We start from the raw sequence: 16,322 nt of genomic DNA, 5'->3' as shown, positions 1-16,322 counted from the left end.
TAACCGTTGTCTATTCTAAAATAAACCAACCGTGCACGGATCGTTTTTTCGGCAACGATCAGGCCTTCAAAGCCGACTTGATCACCGCAGCCGCCTGCAACAGGGCCGTTTGTACTGCCGGAACGGTAGCAATGGGGTTCAGCAGACCGTAGTCGTGAATCAGGCCGTTGTATCGGGTATGGCTTACTGGTACACCCGCTTCGTTCAGCTTACGGGCATAGGCTTCACCTTCATCCCGCAATACATCATTTTCGGCGGTCTGGACCAATGCCGGTGGCAAGCCTTGCAGCTCATCCAGGGTTGCCTGTAAGGGCGACGCATAAATATTGTTCCGCTTGCTGGCCTCAGGCAGGTAATTGTCCCAAAACCACTTCATCATGTTTTTGGTCAGGAACCGGCCATTGGCAAACAGGTTGTACGAGTCGGTATCAAAATCAGCATTCGTAACAGGCCACAACAGTACCTGTAATTTGATTTTGGGACCGTTGTTATGCTTAGCCATCAAGGCTACAACCGCCGACATGTTACCGCCAACACTATTTCCGGCAATCGCCAAATTACTGCCATCCACGCCTATTTCGCGGCCATTTTCAGCTACCCATTGTAGCGTTGCATAGATTTCGTTGATGGCCGTTGGGTACTGGGCTTCGGGCGAAGGCGTATAATCGGGAAAGACGGCTACGGCTCCACTGTACACCACCAGATCGCGCACGAGCCGCCGGTGTGTGGGGTAGTCGCCCAGCACCCAGCCTCCCCCGTGGATAAACAGGAACACGGGTGCTCCATCCGGCGCCTGCTCGGGCTTTACGATATGGATTTTTACCTGATAGCCGTTCTGCGAAATCGTCTTTTCGGTTTCGGTAATACCCGAGTAATCGATCCCGACCGATTGCTGGGCACCGGTCAATACCTGCCGGGCATCGGTAGGGCTTAAGGCTTCTACGGGCTTACCACCGCCTGAATTCAGTGCCTGCAAAAAAGTCCTGACCTCCGAAAATATCTGTGGGTCCTGCTCGCCCTTAAAAGGACGCTCCTGCGCCGTGCTGCTCATGGGATATAGCCGTTATGCTTTTAATGATGTAAAATGATAGATCCAGAAAAGTTTAATTTCTTTAAGGATGCGACAAAACTAGCGGTCGCGAAAGCGGTAGGCATTAAGGTATGATAAAAAACGCCGTTGATGTACATCAACTAAATTGGCAAAGTTCAATGCTAAAAGAGTACATCCTCATAATCAGGCGTTTTCTCGAATACCGATTTGGCGAATGGACAAAGTGGTAGTATTTTAAGTTGTTTTTCACGGGCAAAAGCGACGGCTGCCTGCACCAGTTGTTTGCCAATGCCCTGCCCTTTCAGCGCTTCGCTTACGCCGGTGTGGTCAATGATAATTCGTTGATTACCCGACCATATGTAGGTCATTTCAGCTTCTGTTTTACCGTCTACCTCTACGTAAAATATTCCTTTTTGCCCGTTGTCTTTATGCTGAATGTCCATGTATGATTCGTATTCGTCTATACGTACCAGAGTCGTTATGCCGTTTCCAGCGTAACCTGCTGCTTATCGTTTTACCTGAATAAATTCAATTCCCGACAAAGCCCCGCCCACATCCTGAAGGTGTCCGCCCTGCCTGAATGTGCCCAGATCGACCGGCTCGAATCCCATGGCTTTCGTAATATCGGCTACCTCTTTTTTCGCGTCGGCATCATCACCGCTGATGACAATGACCGTCTGGCCCAGGCTGGTTGGCGATGGCTGGGCAAGCGTAGCTGCCGCGAGGGTATTAAACGCTTTTACGACCCGTTGCCTGGGAAACAACTCCGCTACGTACTCACCCGTTGATTTACCCGCCGTATCGGCCAATCGGAAAGGGCTGACCGATACGATATTGTTGGTGGCATCGACAAGAATCTTCCCGTTATAACCCTGTAATTCATTGGCCAGATCCGGTAGCTGTGTCCAGGGAACGGCAATAAATAAAACGTCGGCCTGGGCAATGGTTTGGCTGAAGTCAGCGGCTGTTAACGATCCGCCAATGGAAGCCACCAGGTCCGCCAGCGATGCCGCCCCGCGGCTGTTGGTGATCAACACGGGGTAGTTTGTTCTGGCCAAATGCGCAGCCAGTCCGTGGCCAATATGGCCTGAACCGATGATGCCGATTGTGTAACTCATGCTCGTTCTGTTTAAAAATCAATAAGTCAGTTTCTGGGCTTCCGGGGCGGCAGCGATGTGTGTCATTGTCCCGCTCCTGTATTGTTTGTATAAGTCGGCAATCTCAGCCTGGGTATCGGCAATAAAGGGGCCATAGGAAACGATGGTTTCGTGGGTAGGCTCGGCCGCGTACAGTACGAAACGAACCCCGCTCTCCCCTGCCAGCATCGTCAGGTTACTGTCTTCTTCGGTCTCGAATAAATCCAGCCAGGCTACCTGATCATGGTTTATTTCTTCACCCGCGATCTGCACCGAACCACTGATGACATACAGAAACGCATTAAAACGGGCCGGAAACTGAACGCTGGTCTCAACGCCTGCTTGCATGATAAATTCGGCGGCAATGAGGGGGGTATAATTCTTAACCAGTGAGTGAATACCGGCTAGCGTCCCACTGTATAACCGCATGCTGACGCCCCCTTTGTCCAGTACCGGCACCCGTTCGGCTGGCAACATCTGAATACGGGGCGTAACCCAGCGGTCTTTCCGGGGAAGGTTCAGCCACATTTGAAACAAACGCCCTTGGGTAGGACCCTCTATGGTTTCGGTATGAACCGTGCCACTACCGGCCGTCATGATCTGGAAATCTCCTTTTTTCATGGACTCCAGCATCTCCTTTATCTCCCCATCGATCAGAAGCGAGACCGTTTCAAACCCGGCATGAGGATGTGGTCCACCGGCGGGTTCGTCATCTTTTTTGTCCAGCATATCGTCCATCAGGAAAATAAACGGATCTGTTTTGGCAAAGCCACCTGTTAAAACCGTACGGGCCACATGACCTGCGCCCAGAAAGCCCTGTTCGTTGTGCGGTGTATATAGTCGGGAAATGGTTCTTTGTAGCATAACGTCTACTCTCTTTATCTGGAAGCAAACTTACTAGCACCAGCTCCGGCAAACCGATGAGGTATGATAATTAAACCTGTTGATGTAGATCAATACTTGACTGAGCAAATCGGCCTTTTATCGGGAAAATCTGCTCTCGGGCTGCTTATTCAAGTACTTACACGAAAAAAATGGGAGGGGAATTGAAGAGGATGTAAATTAGATTTTCGTTATAAGATAAATCATCAACAATGGCTCGTTTTAGTACGCTTAAACCCTATCGGGAAATTTGGGTTCAGGGTATTTTCTGGTTGGGCTACTTTCTGTTCGAATGGCTTAACACGGGGGCATACATGGAAAATTACCAGAAAAGCCTCTACTTCATCACCCTGAATTTACCGATAATTGTCATGGCTGGTTACTGGCACCTGCTGATTACAGTTCGTCATTTCCTGTTATCGGGTCGTATGTCAGGTTTTTGGGTTAGTCTGGTTGGGGGTGTGCTGGCATTTGGTTTGCTACGACGAGCCATCAACTACACCTGGTTTTACCCCGTCTATTTTCCTCAAGGCTTGCTTAAATCCTATTGGTACTGGCCTAAAATTCTGGCCGAAACCATGCATCTGCATTTGGTGATTGCCCTGTTTATCGCCGTTAATCTGGTTCGTCATGCGTTAACTCAACAGCAAATAAGCGAAACATACCTCCGGGAAAAACTCACCGCAGAATACCGCCTGCTACAATTTCAGGTTCAGCCTCATTTTCTGTTCAATACCCTTAATAATCTGATATCGGTGTCTATGCACCAACCCGCTAAAATGCCCAATCTATTGCAGCGGCTGGCGGGGTTGCTCAGGTACCAGTTGCACGAAAGTCATCGACCGACGGTACCCATCACCAAAGAGATTGCCTATTTGAGGGATTACATTTCACTGGAACAGATTCGCTATTCAGATCGGCTGGACATTATAACGAACTTCGATGAGGTACCGACGTTAACAAATCTGCTGATTCCACCAATGCTACTCTTACCTTTTGTGGAGAATGCGTTTAAACACGGAGCGGCCCAAACCGAAGAAGCTTGCTGGATTCAACTGCACCTGTACCGAATAGGCGATCGGCTGGTTTTTTCGGCGGAAAATTCCATGCCCGATCGGCTAAGCACCTCAACAACGACAGGTACTGGCTTGGCAAATCTTAGAAAACGGCTGGATTTTCTCTTTCCGGGTACCTATGAACTGCTCACCATACCGGAAGATGGTCAGTTTCTGGCCGTCTTAAAATTTAATGTAAACTAATGGCTATTCGTTGTTTTGTACTCGATGATGAACCTCTGGCAACTGATCTGATGAGGGAATACATCAATCGATTACCGGATCTGGACCTGGTGGGTGTATCCAACAGCCCTACTCAGGCATTGCGGTTTTTGCAGCAAACATCGGCGGCTGGTGCTCCGGTCGATATCCTGTTTCTGGATATTCAGATGCCTCGATTAACAGGATTTGATTTGCTGCGTCCACTAGGTAACCAGCCGAAAGTGATCTTTACGACCGCTTACAGAGAATACGCCCTCGATAGTTATGAATTCGATGTGCTGGATTTTTTAGTGAAACCTATATCGTTTGAGCGGTTTCTCCAGTCAGTAGGTAAAATTTACCGTTTTGCCCCACTGGCCCCAGTGGTTGCTGAATCGCCGGAGCCAGCCAAAACTGGAAAAGACTATCAGTACTTCAAAGTCAACAAAGAGATGGTCAAACTTTATCTGGAGGATATTTTATGGATTGAAGGACTGAAAGATTACGTACGGATTCATACGGTGTCAGGAACGCTTATGTCCTACCTGCGCATCAGTTACCTCGAAGAAAAATTGCCCACGGATCGTTTTGTGCGGATTCACAAATCGTTTATCGTCGCACTTGATCATATTCAGGCCATTAGTGCCACCTATATTCGAATCAACAATGAGGAAATCCCCATTGGGCGAATCTATAAAACAAAACTTGAGGAAGTGCTCCAGCGCGAATAAAAGAACGACAGGTAGTCAGGCCAATAGCTACCCGGCTTCCGCGCCTTTTGGACGAATGACAAACCTACCGTTTCGCCTAATCAGTTAACCAACTTCAGTAAAATTGGTCGTTTGTGGTACGTTAACTCGATTTAGGCAGGTAAGTACGCATTCAGACGGATTATCTACTATTATTTCTCCAATAAAGCCTATATTTGGTATTTATTGGAGAAATAATAGCATTGGTGATGGCTCCTTTCAGGATGGGTATACCTAATCGGGATATTGGGTTTCAAGGGCTTTTCTGGTTAGGCTGCTTCTTGTTCGAATGGCTCAATATGGGCGCTCACCTGGATGATTTTCAGAAAAGTCTACATTTCATCACCCTGAACTTGCCTCTGCTGATAGTCGCCGGTTATTGGCATTTATTGGTGACCGTTCGTCACTTTCTGCTTTTCGCCCGAATGGCTGGTTTTTGGACAAGTTTGGCCGGAGGCTTACTGATTTTTGGCCTGCTTCGCCGAGCTATTAATTACATCTGGCTGTATCCTGTCTATTTTCCTCAAGGCTTGCTCAAACCCTATTGGTACTGGCCTAAAATTCTGGCCGAAACCATGCAACTGCACTTGATTGTCGCGCTGTTTGTCGCAGTCAATCTGATACGACACGCCTTTCAGCAGCAACAATTGAGTGAGAGTTACCGCCGGGAAAAACTCGCGGCCGAGTATCGTCTGCTTCAAAGCCAGGTGCAGCCCCATTTTCTTTTCAATACACTCAATAACTTAATTTCTGTCTCTATCCATCAACCCGCCCGGATGCCCTATTTGCTGCAAAGGTTGGCTGGACTGTTTAGCTATCAACTACACGAAAGCCACCAATCGATGGTATCCGTTGCGAAGGAAGTAGCCTACTTAACGGACTATATCTCGCTGGAAAAAATTAGGTATGCCGACCGGCTTGATGTCTTGACGAACTTCGATGAACTATCCGATTTAACGAATCTGATGATTCCACCGATGCTATTATTACCCTTCGTGGAGAATGCGTTTAAACATGGAGCCGCGCAGACTGAAGAAGCTTGCTGGATTCAATTTCGTTTGTCCCGCAATGGAAATCGACTGGTTTTTTCGGCAGAAAACTCCTTACCCGACGGCTCGTATTTCACAGCAATTAAAGGATTAGGTCTGACGAACTTAAAAAAGCGACTGGATATCCTTTTCCCCGACAATTACGAATTAGTCACACTGCCCGAAGGTAGTCAGTTTCTGGCCGTCTTAAAATTCAATATAAACTGATTGCCATCCGCTATTTCTTGCCGGATGATGAACCCTTCGTCAAAGGCTGTCCGCACCAGCTTAACGAGCAGCTCACAGGCGAGTCTATCAACGGCTTTATCCCCAACCGAGTAAAGGCGAGTAGTTCGACAAGCCCTCTCCTGGTCTGTGGATATTGCCAAAAAAAAGTGTACCAGTCATGAAAATGGCAAAAAAAAGATTCCGAAAGGCAAATGCCTTCCGGAATCTATATGAAAACATGCAGTCTATTTTAAGAATAAACCGTTAGCTGTCCTAGTAGCCAGGGTTTTGCTTCAAAATAGCCGTGCTACCGTTCTGCAGGTCAAGCTGCGTTTGTGGCAGTGGCAGGTACTCGTTCTTGCCCGCCGTGAATACAGCACCACTGTAAGCATTCGACAGCTTCGTCTTTTCGTACGCCAGGAACGCATTCAACGTCGGTGCCGCAATGCCCCACCGCACCAGATCGAAGAAACGCTGACCTTCTTCGGCTAACTCGATCTTACGCTCAAACCGGACCGTGTTACGAGCCACATCCTTCGAGGCAAAGGCAGAAGCCGGATAAGGAGCAACCACGTAGTTGGCCGCCGGCTTGCCGTCGGCAGTCACCACGAAACCGGCGGGGTTGGCAGCCCGGTTACGCACCTGATTGACATAGTTCATCGCCGTTGTCAGGCTACCCACTTCCACTTCGGCTTCGGCCGCCATCAGCAGCACGTCCGAGTAACGCATCAAAACGATGTTCGTGGCCGACCAACCCTTGGTCCAGTTCGATACGTCGGCCACTTTATCTTGTTGAGCCAGATAGAAAACATACTTCTTCGTCGAGTAGGGACCACCGAAGGCCTGGTTACGCGTCCAGGCGCTGGTGAAGTTGCCATAATCCAGATAAGGAATACCCCGACGACCAACCGTGTGGTCAAGACGAGGATCGACCGTGCGGGTGTCGGGAGTAAACGCATCACCGGGCAGCAGACCCATGTCCGTTTTCAGCTCGTTGGTCGCGTTGTCGTACGCCCCGTTAGCCTGGGCCATGTCGATCGGCAGACCCGTGGCATCGGTCCGGAACGAGTTGGCCAGATCGAAGCTGGGCTTGAAGAAGTCACAGCAGGTGGCCCCAATGCCGGCACTGTAGGGATAGTTCAGGTTCAAGTCGCCCGAGGCTGCATCCGAACTACCCGCATTGGCTACGTTCTGGGTCGAGAAAACGGCTTCTTCGCTGTTCTCGTTGGCTGCGTTGAACACCTGGGCATACTGCGCCACCAGGCCATACTTCTTGCCGTTGGTGGTTTTGCCGTTGGCGATGATCAGATCGTACAGGGCTTTGGCTTCGGTGTACTTCTTCTGGTACATGTAGGTTCTGGCCAGATAAGTAGCCGCAGCCCATTTGTTGGCCCGACCCGCCGAGGTGTTGGTCTCGGCCAGGTTGTCGTAGGCAAATTTGAAGTCAGCCTCGATGTTCGGCCAGATGTCGGTGTCATTTTTTACCGTGGTAGCGCCCGTTCCGTAATCTTTGGTCTCATCGATGTAAGGAACCATGTTGAAGGTCCGCTTGAGGTCGAAGTAGTAGAGCCCTCTGAGGAAGCGGGCTTCGCCCCCAATCTGCTGCTTGGTGGCAGCGGTCACGGTCGGGTCAGCCGAAGGCAGGAGCCGGAGTACGGAGTTGGCCCGGCTTGCACCTTCGTACAGGGCTTGCCAGCGAAAGTTTAATTCTGCACTGGATGCAGCCACCAGGTAGGTTTCGAAGGGGGTGATGGCGTTGAAATCGGAGGGATCGGATCCTTTGTTGGCGTCGCCCCCCATGATGCTGCCGTACACCCAGTTGGTTGGGCTGGCCGTTTGCGAGTAACCCCGTCCATTCAACTGGGCATAGGTACTGATCAGCAGCCCCTGCAGGCCAGTATTCGTTGTAAGATTAGAGCCGACCAACTGACCCGTTGGGGCTACATTCAGGAACGAATCTTTACAAGCCAGCGAAATTACCGTCAACAGCACTGTAAGACCCACCCCTTTTGTAATTGACTTTCTCATTTTATGTTTTTCTGAAAAAATAGATTTGTCAAGTATTCCGATTGACTTTTTGCCCTGGCCTATTAGAAACCAATGCTTAAGCCTGCATTATAACTCCGTGTAATTGGGTAGTTACCCACGTCAATACCCAGGTTTTGGTCAGCAGCACCACCAACGCCCGGATCCAGTCCTTTGTAGCCCGTAACCGTGAAGACGTTGTTTGCCGCGATCGAGAATCGTACCCGGCTCAGTCCTATTTTACTTAGAAGGGCTGGGGGTAAGGTGTATCCCAGCGTGATGTTCTGCATCCGCAGGTAAGAGCCGCTCTCAACGTAGAACGAGTTAGGAACGATATTGGTACTGAAATTGGAGACGTCTTCGAAGATCGGCTGTGTCGTATTCGTGTTGGTCGGTGTCCACGAATCTTTTACCCGTGCACTGATAGCCGCTCCCGAGAAGGATGGGTAAAAATCAGTAAACCATCTCGACATGTTGAAAATCTTGCTCCCCAGCGAGGTATACAAATAAGTGGCCACATCAAAACCTTTGTAATTCAATTGCAGGTTTAAGCCACCCGTGAACTTTGGTATCGGGCTACCAATGAAAGTACGGTCGTTGTTATCGATGATACCGTTGCCATCGATGTCAGCATACCGGAATCGGCCTACACCAGCGCCTTCCTGCGTTGGAGCTGCTTTAACTTCTTCCTGCGAGTTGAACAGACCAATTACTTTGTAACCGTAGAACGCGGCCAGACTTTGGCCAGGTGCATTTCGGGTTTCTGGTAAGGACAACCGGTTAGTACCGGGAGCAACGTCAAAGTAAGGAACACCCGGTGCCAAAGTCTGAATCTTATTGCTCAATAAACTACCCGTTACGTTCACTTCGTACCCAACATCGTTTGCTACTTTACCACGGGTAATCACCTGAATATCGATCCCCTGGTTCCGCATGCTGGCAATGTTCACCGAAGGAGCCGTTGCCCGCTGGCCAATGACACCCGCGATGGGCACCTGGAATAGGAGGTCTTTGGTGTCTTTACGCCAGATATCGAGGACCACTTCCAGTTTGTTGTTCAGGAACGAACCATCAATACCGATGTTGGAAGTCGTGCTGGTTTCCCATTTCGCATTGGGGTTACCGATCCGGCTCCGGAAGAAGCCAGGGTCTACCGCTGAGTTGCTACCCGTAATATCGTACGAGTTAGCAATATTCGATTGGAACAGGCTGTATTGGTTGTTCGGATCTACGTTGTTCGAGTTACCCATCTGGCCCCAGCCACCCCGGATTTTCAGGTCAGTAATGAATGTCAGATCTTTCATAAAATCCTCACTCGATATACGCCAGGCGGCCGAGAGAGCCGGGAATACGCCATACCGATTGGCAGAGCCAAAGCGGGATGAACCGTCTCTACGAACAACCGCGGTGACCAGGTATTTATCCAGCAAGCTATAGTTGACGCGTCCGAACTGCGAGTAGAATGTTACACCGCTGAACAGATCACTATTCGACTGCCGACCCGTCGCCGAAGAAGTAGAGATGCTGGCGTAGCTTGGATCGGTCGAGAACGGGTTCAGGCCGACACCGCTGATATTCCGGCCAAATTCCGTATTCAGGGCTTCGATACCGCCCAGGAGGTCGATGCTGTGAATACCGAATTTCCGCTTGTACTGAGCCGTGTTCGTGAACGTCCAGGCGAATGAATAACCGGCTCCTTCATTGATCCGGAAACCACCGTTGTTTCCTTCGGCATTTTCGTAGGTATTGCGGGTGGTCGTTTTGTTGTAATAGTTGCTCAGTGAACCACCGATGCTGCTCCGGATTGTCAGATCGGGAATGACATCATACTCCAGATAAGCGTTTCCAAAAAGGCCGATGTTAAACTGTTTGTTATTTTTAGCTGCGTCGCGGCTAGCTCTTGGGTTAGGAGGATTGTTAAATCCTTTAGCGGCTGTACCGGCATAGCCACCAAATACGTCATAGACGGGAATGATTGGCGCCATCCGGAAAGCGGTTAGAATTTCACTTTCTTCCTGTGACAGATTTTGTCCATTCGTACCCCCTACCTGACCAGAGATATCAATGTAGGTAGCCTGGATATTTTCGCCAAACCGCAGTTTCTTATTCTTAAGAACGTCAAAATCCGAGTTAGCCCGGAACGAGTACCGGCTGAAGTTATTATTCAGCAGAATACCCGCCTGGGTCTGCTGGCTAAGACTCACGTAATAACGACCACTTTCGCTGCTGCCCGAGAAGCCTAAGGTATGGCGCATCAGAGGAGCTGTCCGGGTAATGGCCTTATACCAGTTTGTACCTTCCTGGTTAGCCCGCGTTACCTGATAAATAGGCCCATTGGCCACATCGACATTATATTTTGCTCGTTCGGCGGCCAAATCGACACCACCCGTTACCCCAAATCGATTCCCAACCTGAATGTATTCGGGTAAAATGGGGGTTGCTCCTGCCCCATACTGGCCGCTGGCGATACCCGAAAAGTCGATTGGTTGTCCTAGCGCGATTTCTCGGTTGCGTACGGCAGTCCAGGTCCAGTCAGCCTGCTCCTGCGGATTGAGCACCGCCGGCGATTTGCCCGGATCCGTGAAGCCAAATAAGCCATCATACGAAACGGTGAGTTTCTGCGGTTTACGCTGGCCTTTTTTGGTTGTGATAACAATGACGCCGTTAGCCGCACGAGCACCGTAGATAGACGCGGCTGCAGCATCTTTCAAAACGGTCGTAGACTCAATATCATCAGGACTTAACAAGCCACTGCTACCCGTTGGTACGCCATCGATAATGTACAAAGGCGTGTTACCACCAAATGCGCCAAATCCCCGTACCCGAATGGTATTGCTGGCACCAGGCTGACCACTGGCAATAACGGTAACCCCGGCAACCCGACCCTGAAGCTGGGTTTCAATGTTTGCGGAGGGAACAGCTTTTAAATCCCGGGCTTTTACTGTGGATACAGCACCGGTGTTGTCGCGTTTGCTATCGGTGGTGTACCCTGTCACGATTACCTCATTCAGCGTCGAGGCATCCTCCTCAAGCTTAATCGTAATGGCTGTCTGGTTGCCTACCGCCACCACGACCGATTTGTACCCAATCGCCGAGACAGCGAGCTCATCAGCCGCCCCTCTGAGGGTTAGCGTAAAGGCCCCATTGGCATCTGTAGAGGTACCTGTAGTGGTACCTTTCACAACTACGTTAGCCCCTGGTAGGGGTTCGTTGTTACCGGTGACAGTACCGGTAATCCGGCGGTCCTGTGCGGAAACGCTTAGACATCCCAGGAGCATTGATACGCCCAGCAGCAAAACCTGAAAGGTCTTGTAAAAATTTGTCTTCATGTCAGGTTGTAGTATTTAGCTAATATTTAGAACAATATTAACCGATGAAGTTTGTTGATCATTTATCCATTCGACCAACGACTGATTTATGCGACCAACTACTGATTTATCCGATCAACAACGTAGAATTAGCCTAGCGCGTTATGTAGGAGCGCTATCGGGTCGTTGGTCGAAAAAACGGTCTGGTTATGGCTACAACCAATTGCTTTGCAGACGAACTATGGCCCAAGGAGCGTTAGGATGATTAAACCCTCGCCAATTAACCACCTCGTTCAGGTTAATTTCGTGTGGTTGATAATCTCGACAGCCTGTCCGGCTCATGGACTCTGCAGTTCGCAGGAACACATCCTTCAAATTCCTGTTGACGTCGCCGATTCTACTTTATCCCTTTGCTATGAGTATTGAAGGCATCCGATTTCATCATCAAATCAAACAGGTTCGATCAGCTTTTGCCAGAACGGATTCCGTATCCACTGATCAACTGGTAACCACCTATCAGTTAAGCTTTGCCTTTTTAAAACAACTAGTCGAAGTGGATCTCCTGAGCCTGACGAATTCGGTTTACCATAAAGGCAAGCGTTGGGCTGCTGAACCAGACATGTCGCTGGACAGATTTCTTATCCTTGCCCGATCAGGTTCAGTTAAGGCTACTGCGGAACCACTCAAAAAAACGGTTCCCCAAAAGCTATCCGATCCACTAAGCAATCCTGGAATCAAGTCTTCTTTAAGGCAAGTAGTTAAGCCCCGTCAAAAGCTGGCCATGAACTTGAATTTTACCAAGAGTAAACAGGGGGATGGCGTTCTGAGCTGGTCTAGTAGTCACTCAGGTCAGGTAGTTGGTTCGACTAGCCCAGATGGTCACCATCAGCCCGATCAGCAAGAAGTACTTGAGGTTAATGGGGAAATTTATAAGGTTGTCGATCTGGAAGAACACTTAGAAAAGGCCCTGCTCGACTTCTTCGAAGGGTCACTCAAACTGACGATTCAGCATAGAGCGAAAAAGCACAGGATTTGATCACCTTAGGTCAACGTTGGCTGGTAAACGCTCGTGGACGAATGGAGTATTGGCAGATACAACTGGTGCTTAGCCAGTTGTCTAGACAGTGGAGAAATGCCTTTATGGCCTGGATGTTGTAGATTCGTCGTAATTACACGGCTTAAACGCCCCTCGTAAAGACATTATCCTTATCTTTTGAGAGTTTAGCTCATCTTTCGCCTTCTGATGAAAATACTCTCCGTCACTATCCTGTACCTGACTCTATCCTTCACTTGTTTTGGTCAGGTAAAATCACCAACGCCCGCATCCTACGACATCCTCATCCGCAATGGACTCATCTACGATGGTTCCGGTCAAAAGCCTTACAAAGGCGACGTTGGCATTCGGGCAGACCGGGTCGTGGGCGTGGGTGCCCTAACCACCGCATCGGGATCCCTGCCCAAAGCGACCACCATCATTGACGCCAAGGGTATGGCCGTGGCGCCGGGATTCATCAATGTCCTATCGCACACAGGAGCGTATCTGCTGCAGGACAGCCGATCCATGAGCGATTTGAAGCAGGGCATAACGACCGAAATTTTTGGAGAACTATCGTGGGGGCCGGTGAAGAACCAGGCCATGCGCCAACGGATTAACCGTAATCTGGCTACGTTTGGTACGGGGGCCGATACCTGTACCTGGACAACGCTGGCGGAGTTTATGACCAAACTGGAGCGCAAAGGCATTACGCCAAACATTGCCTCTTATGTAGGGGCGGGCGAAGTGCGTATGAACGTACTGGGAGAAGATGATGTGAAGCCCACGCCCAGTCAGTTAGTCCAGATGCAGGCCTTGGTTCGTGAGGCAATGGAAGGCGGTGCACTGGGAGTAACAACCATGCTGATTTACCCTCCTAATACGTTTGCGGATACAAACGAACTGATTGCGCTCAGTCGGGAAGCTGCCCGCTACGGAGGCCGCTACATTGTTCATATGCGGAGCGAAGGGGACCGCCTGGAAGAGGGCATTCAGGAGCTTATTCGCATAGGCAAGGAAGCCAAACTTCCTGTTGAACTCTATCATTTCAAGGCAAGTGGCGTACGCAACTGGCCTAAAATAGATAAAGCCATTGCGCTGATTAATCAGGCCAGACAAGGCGGGCAGGACGTAACCGCCAACATGTATACATACACAGCCGGTGGGACGGGCTTAACGTCCTGCCTGCCCCCCTATGTTTTCAACGGTGGTTTTCTGGCAGGCTGGAAACGATTGCAGGATCCTGACGAACGTCGCAAAATTGCTCATGAAGTGATTCATCAGACCCAGGAATGGGAGAATTTGTTTGCCCTGGCGGGTTCCGTTGATAACATTGTCTTAGCAGATTTTGAACAGGACTCTCTGAAGAAATACACGGGGAAAACACTGGGGCAGGTAGCCGCCATACGGGGAAAGGATCCGCTCGAAACCGTGATGGACTTGATTGTGCAGGATAAGGCCCGCGTCGGGACCATTTATTTCCTGATGTCGGAAGAGAATATCCGGAAAGAAATTCAACAGCCCTGGGTCAGTTTTGGATCGGATGCGGCCTCAATTCAGGAAGGAGATTCTTTAAATGGCACCACGCATCCTCGCACCTTTGGTAACTTCGCCCGCGTGCTGGGCCGGTATGTCAGAGAGGAACAGCTTATGTCTCTGGAGGAAGCCGTTCGCCGACTATCCAGCATGCCCGCAACCAATCACAAACTCAAGTCCCGTGGTTTGCTCCAACCCGGCTACTTTGCCGATATTGTTATTTTCGATCCGGCAACTATTGGCGACAAAGCCACTTTTGAGAAGCCCTTTCAATACGCCGTCGGAGTTCAGCACGTATTCATCAATGGCAAACAGGTATTATGCGACGGAACCCACACGGGGATTTTCCCTGGTCGTGCCTTGTGGGGGCCGGGCAAAAAAGATAAAGTGCTGGCAAGAGTGAACAGGAAGCGTGTCCGTTAGGCCCCCTCGGTACTAGTTTAACAGGGCACGCTACGACTTACCTCGTAAGACTAAATAGAACGACGAATAGAGTAAGCCAATCTGAATAGCTTTAACAAAAAAACGCAATCAACTTTTTACAATTGATTGCGTTTTTACTTGTGCCGAAGGCGAGACTCGAACTCGCATGTCCGTAAAGACACACGCCCCTGAAACGTGCGTGTCTACCAATTTCACCACTTCGGCAGCGCGTTTCCCCGTGTTGGGACTGCAAAGATAAGGGTCTCTAACCCGATTGCACAAGATTTTAACTTATTTTTTTTGGTATCAGCGGATAAATAACAACCGCTCTCCGGGTTGATTGGTCCTGAATTGACCATTTTCATAAACCAGCCTCCCCGAAACAATGGTGTGGGTTACGCTGGCACCAAAGGTGTGACCATTCAGCGGAGACCAACCGCATTGATACAGAATGTTTTCCGCAGAAACAGTCATTGGTTGCGCGGGATCAACCAAGACCAGATCAGCCCAATAGCCTTCCCGAACATACCCGCGCCGATCCAACTGAAAACAATCGGCGGGCGCATGACACATTTTCCGGACAAGCGTCTCCAGCGATAATTTTCCCTGTTTGACAAAATCGAGCATCAGGAGAAGCGGGTGCTGTACCAGCGGCAAACCCGACGGAGCCTGCCAATAAGGCTGTTGCTTTTCAGCCCAGGTATGGGGCGCATGGTCAGTAGCAATAATGTCCAGACGGTCATCCAGAAGGCCGGCCAACAGCGCTTCTTTATGGTAGGGCGCTTTTATGGCCGGATTACACTTGATCAGATTACCCAGTGTTGCGTAATCTTCGCTATCGAACCAGAGATGATGTACACAGACTTCTGCCGTAATACGCTTTTGGGTAAGGGGTATTGTATTGTCGAACAACGGTAGTTCATCAGCGGTAGAAATGTGCAGTATATGCAGCCGGGTATTGTGCCGCTTGGCCAGTTCAACGGCCATAGACGAAGAACGTAAACACGCATCTTCATTCCGAATCAAAGGGTGAAGCCCGGCCGTGGCATGCTCGCCATACTCAGCTTTGTAATGCTCAGTATTAGCCCGAATGGTGGCTTCATCCTCACAGTGAGTAGCAATGAGCATGGGACTTTCTCGAAACAATTGGTCCAGCACTCCTTCATTGTCTACCAGCATGTTGCCCGTCGAGGATCCCATAAATACCTTGATTCCGCAAACGTCATGTACATTCGTTCGCAGAACTTCGTCAAGATTATCGTTGGAGGCCCCCATAAAAAACGAGTAATTGGCCAGCGACGTATTGGCTGCGATGGCGTATTTCTGGGCCAGTAATTCCTGCGTCAGGGCATTGGGAACAGTGTTAGGCATTTCCATAAAACTGGTAACGCCCCCCGCCACGGCTGCCCGCGCTTCGGACCCAATTGTGGCTTTATGCGTCAGGCCGGGCTCCCTGAAATGCACCTGATCGTCAATAACGCCGGGCAACAGATAGGTACCCCTGGCGTCAATAACTTGACCGACACCCACCTCAGATAAGCCGGGCTTGATCTGGGCAATAAATCCGTTTTCTACTAATACGTCGGTGTCAATGATCTGCCCTTCGTTTACTAAGCGGGCGTTACGAATCAGGAGTTTGGTCATTATAGAAAAGATTGGGAACGGAA

The 16,322-nt window shown here is 49.8% G+C and carries 12 protein-coding genes and 1 tRNA gene; 5 read left to right on the top strand and 8 right to left on the bottom strand.

The genetic code is table 11. The features are described from left to right. Positions 1-58: 58 nt before the first annotated feature. From ACYU8Y_RS09500 to ACYU8Y_RS09485, 4 genes are all read right to left on the bottom strand, one after another. Complete coding sequence (locus ACYU8Y_RS09500) at positions 59-1,051, bottom strand: alpha/beta hydrolase (protein ID WP_460936528.1); 993 nt, start codon at positions 1,049-1,051, stop codon at positions 59-61. Positions 1,052-1,212: 161 nt separating this feature from the next. Then, positions 1,213-1,494, bottom strand: coding sequence for a GNAT family N-acetyltransferase (locus ACYU8Y_RS09495; protein ID WP_460936527.1), 282 nt, complete (start codon positions 1,492-1,494; stop codon positions 1,213-1,215). 63 nt (positions 1,495-1,557) lie between these two features. Further along, a complete protein-coding gene (locus ACYU8Y_RS09490) occupies positions 1,558-2,169 on the bottom strand; it encodes an NADPH-dependent F420 reductase (RefSeq protein ID WP_460936525.1) in 612 nt (203 codons plus the stop codon). 18 nt (positions 2,170-2,187) lie between these two features. Next, on the bottom strand, positions 2,188-3,051 hold the full coding sequence (locus ACYU8Y_RS09485) for a pirin family protein (RefSeq protein ID WP_460936523.1): 864 nt from the start codon (positions 3,049-3,051) through the stop codon (positions 2,188-2,190). A gap of 230 nt (positions 3,052-3,281) precedes the next feature. On the opposite strand from ACYU8Y_RS09485, the gene ACYU8Y_RS09480 reads away from it, so the two are divergent. The 3 genes from ACYU8Y_RS09480 to ACYU8Y_RS09470 all read left to right on the top strand — a co-directional run bounded on the left by ACYU8Y_RS09480 (position 3,282) and on the right by ACYU8Y_RS09470 (position 6,330). Then, on the top strand, positions 3,282-4,328 hold the full coding sequence (locus ACYU8Y_RS09480) for a sensor histidine kinase (RefSeq protein ID WP_460936521.1): 1,047 nt from the start codon (positions 3,282-3,284) through the stop codon (positions 4,326-4,328). Then, positions 4,328-5,056 carry a LytR/AlgR family response regulator transcription factor gene (locus ACYU8Y_RS09475; protein WP_460936519.1) on the top strand — a complete coding sequence of 243 codons (729 nt, stop codon included), beginning with the start codon at positions 4,328-4,330 and terminating at the stop codon, positions 5,054-5,056. The genes ACYU8Y_RS09480 and ACYU8Y_RS09475 overlap by 1 nt, the downstream gene beginning before the upstream one ends. A gap of 227 nt (positions 5,057-5,283) precedes the next feature. Next, positions 5,284-6,330 (top strand): sensor histidine kinase, encoded by a 1,047-nt coding sequence (locus ACYU8Y_RS09470; protein WP_460936517.1) that lies wholly within the window; start codon positions 5,284-5,286, stop codon positions 6,328-6,330. Between the two features lie 273 nt (positions 6,331-6,603). On the opposite strand, the gene ACYU8Y_RS09465 is transcribed toward ACYU8Y_RS09470, so the two are convergent. Both ACYU8Y_RS09465 and ACYU8Y_RS09460 read right to left on the bottom strand, forming a co-directional pair. Beyond that, complete coding sequence (locus tag ACYU8Y_RS09465) at positions 6,604-8,358, bottom strand: RagB/SusD family nutrient uptake outer membrane protein (protein ID WP_460936515.1); 1,755 nt, start codon at positions 8,356-8,358, stop codon at positions 6,604-6,606. Between the two features lie 62 nt (positions 8,359-8,420). Next, positions 8,421-11,684 carry a SusC/RagA family TonB-linked outer membrane protein gene (locus ACYU8Y_RS09460; protein WP_460936513.1) on the bottom strand — a complete coding sequence of 1,088 codons (3,264 nt, stop codon included), beginning with the start codon at positions 11,682-11,684 and terminating at the stop codon, positions 8,421-8,423. A 394-nt stretch (positions 11,685-12,078) separates the two neighbouring features. Here ACYU8Y_RS09460 and ACYU8Y_RS09455 point away from each other — a divergent pair, with 394 nt between their 5' ends. Both ACYU8Y_RS09455 and ACYU8Y_RS09450 read left to right on the top strand, forming a co-directional pair. Then, the gene (locus ACYU8Y_RS09455; protein ID WP_460936511.1) at positions 12,079-12,699 is read left to right on the top strand and encodes a hypothetical protein; all 621 of its coding nucleotides are present in this window, start codon (positions 12,079-12,081) and stop codon (positions 12,697-12,699) included. A gap of 207 nt (positions 12,700-12,906) precedes the next feature. Then, positions 12,907-14,655: an N-acyl-D-amino-acid deacylase family protein gene (locus ACYU8Y_RS09450; RefSeq protein ID WP_460936509.1), complete on the top strand. Its 1,749-nt coding sequence runs from the start codon at positions 12,907-12,909 to the stop codon at positions 14,653-14,655. A gap of 141 nt (positions 14,656-14,796) precedes the next feature. Here ACYU8Y_RS09450 and ACYU8Y_RS09445 read toward each other — a convergent pair. Next, positions 14,797-14,880 (bottom strand) — tRNA-Leu (locus ACYU8Y_RS09445). Positions 14,881-14,961: 81 nt separating this feature from the next. Next, entirely contained in the window at positions 14,962-16,299 is a 1,338-nt protein-coding gene (locus ACYU8Y_RS09440; RefSeq protein WP_460936507.1) for a dihydroorotase, read from the bottom strand. Positions 16,300-16,322 lie beyond the last annotated feature (23 nt).

The organism is Spirosoma humi, from assembly GCF_054776575.1.
The sequence above is the reverse complement of the archived record's forward strand: the minus strand, read 5'-3'. Positions and strand labels throughout refer to the sequence as shown.

Bases quoted from the DNA above. Each gene is read 5' to 3' on its own strand.
- ACYU8Y_RS09500 (WP_460936528.1), bottom strand. From the start codon at position 1,051: ATGAGCAGCACGGCGCAGGAGCGTCCTTTTAAGGGCGAGCAGGACCCA.
- ACYU8Y_RS09495 (WP_460936527.1), bottom strand. From the start codon at position 1,494: ATGGACATTCAGCATAAAGACAACGGGCAAAAAGGAATATTTTACGTA.
- ACYU8Y_RS09490 (WP_460936525.1), bottom strand. From the start codon at position 2,169: ATGAGTTACACAATCGGCATCATCGGTTCAGGCCATATTGGCCACGGA.
- ACYU8Y_RS09485 (WP_460936523.1), bottom strand. From the start codon at position 3,051: ATGCTACAAAGAACCATTTCCCGACTATATACACCGCACAACGAACAG.
- ACYU8Y_RS09480 (WP_460936521.1), top strand. From the start codon at position 3,282: ATGGCTCGTTTTAGTACGCTTAAACCCTATCGGGAAATTTGGGTTCAG.
- ACYU8Y_RS09475 (WP_460936519.1), top strand. From the start codon at position 4,328: ATGGCTATTCGTTGTTTTGTACTCGATGATGAACCTCTGGCAACTGAT.
- ACYU8Y_RS09470 (WP_460936517.1), top strand. From the start codon at position 5,284: ATGGCTCCTTTCAGGATGGGTATACCTAATCGGGATATTGGGTTTCAA.
- ACYU8Y_RS09465 (WP_460936515.1), bottom strand. From the start codon at position 8,358: ATGAGAAAGTCAATTACAAAAGGGGTGGGTCTTACAGTGCTGTTGACG.
- ACYU8Y_RS09460 (WP_460936513.1), bottom strand. From the start codon at position 11,684: ATGAAGACAAATTTTTACAAGACCTTTCAGGTTTTGCTGCTGGGCGTA.
- ACYU8Y_RS09455 (WP_460936511.1), top strand. From the start codon at position 12,079: ATGAGTATTGAAGGCATCCGATTTCATCATCAAATCAAACAGGTTCGA.
- ACYU8Y_RS09450 (WP_460936509.1), top strand. From the start codon at position 12,907: ATGAAAATACTCTCCGTCACTATCCTGTACCTGACTCTATCCTTCACT.
- ACYU8Y_RS09440 (WP_460936507.1), bottom strand. From the start codon at position 16,299: ATGACCAAACTCCTGATTCGTAACGCCCGCTTAGTAAACGAAGGGCAG.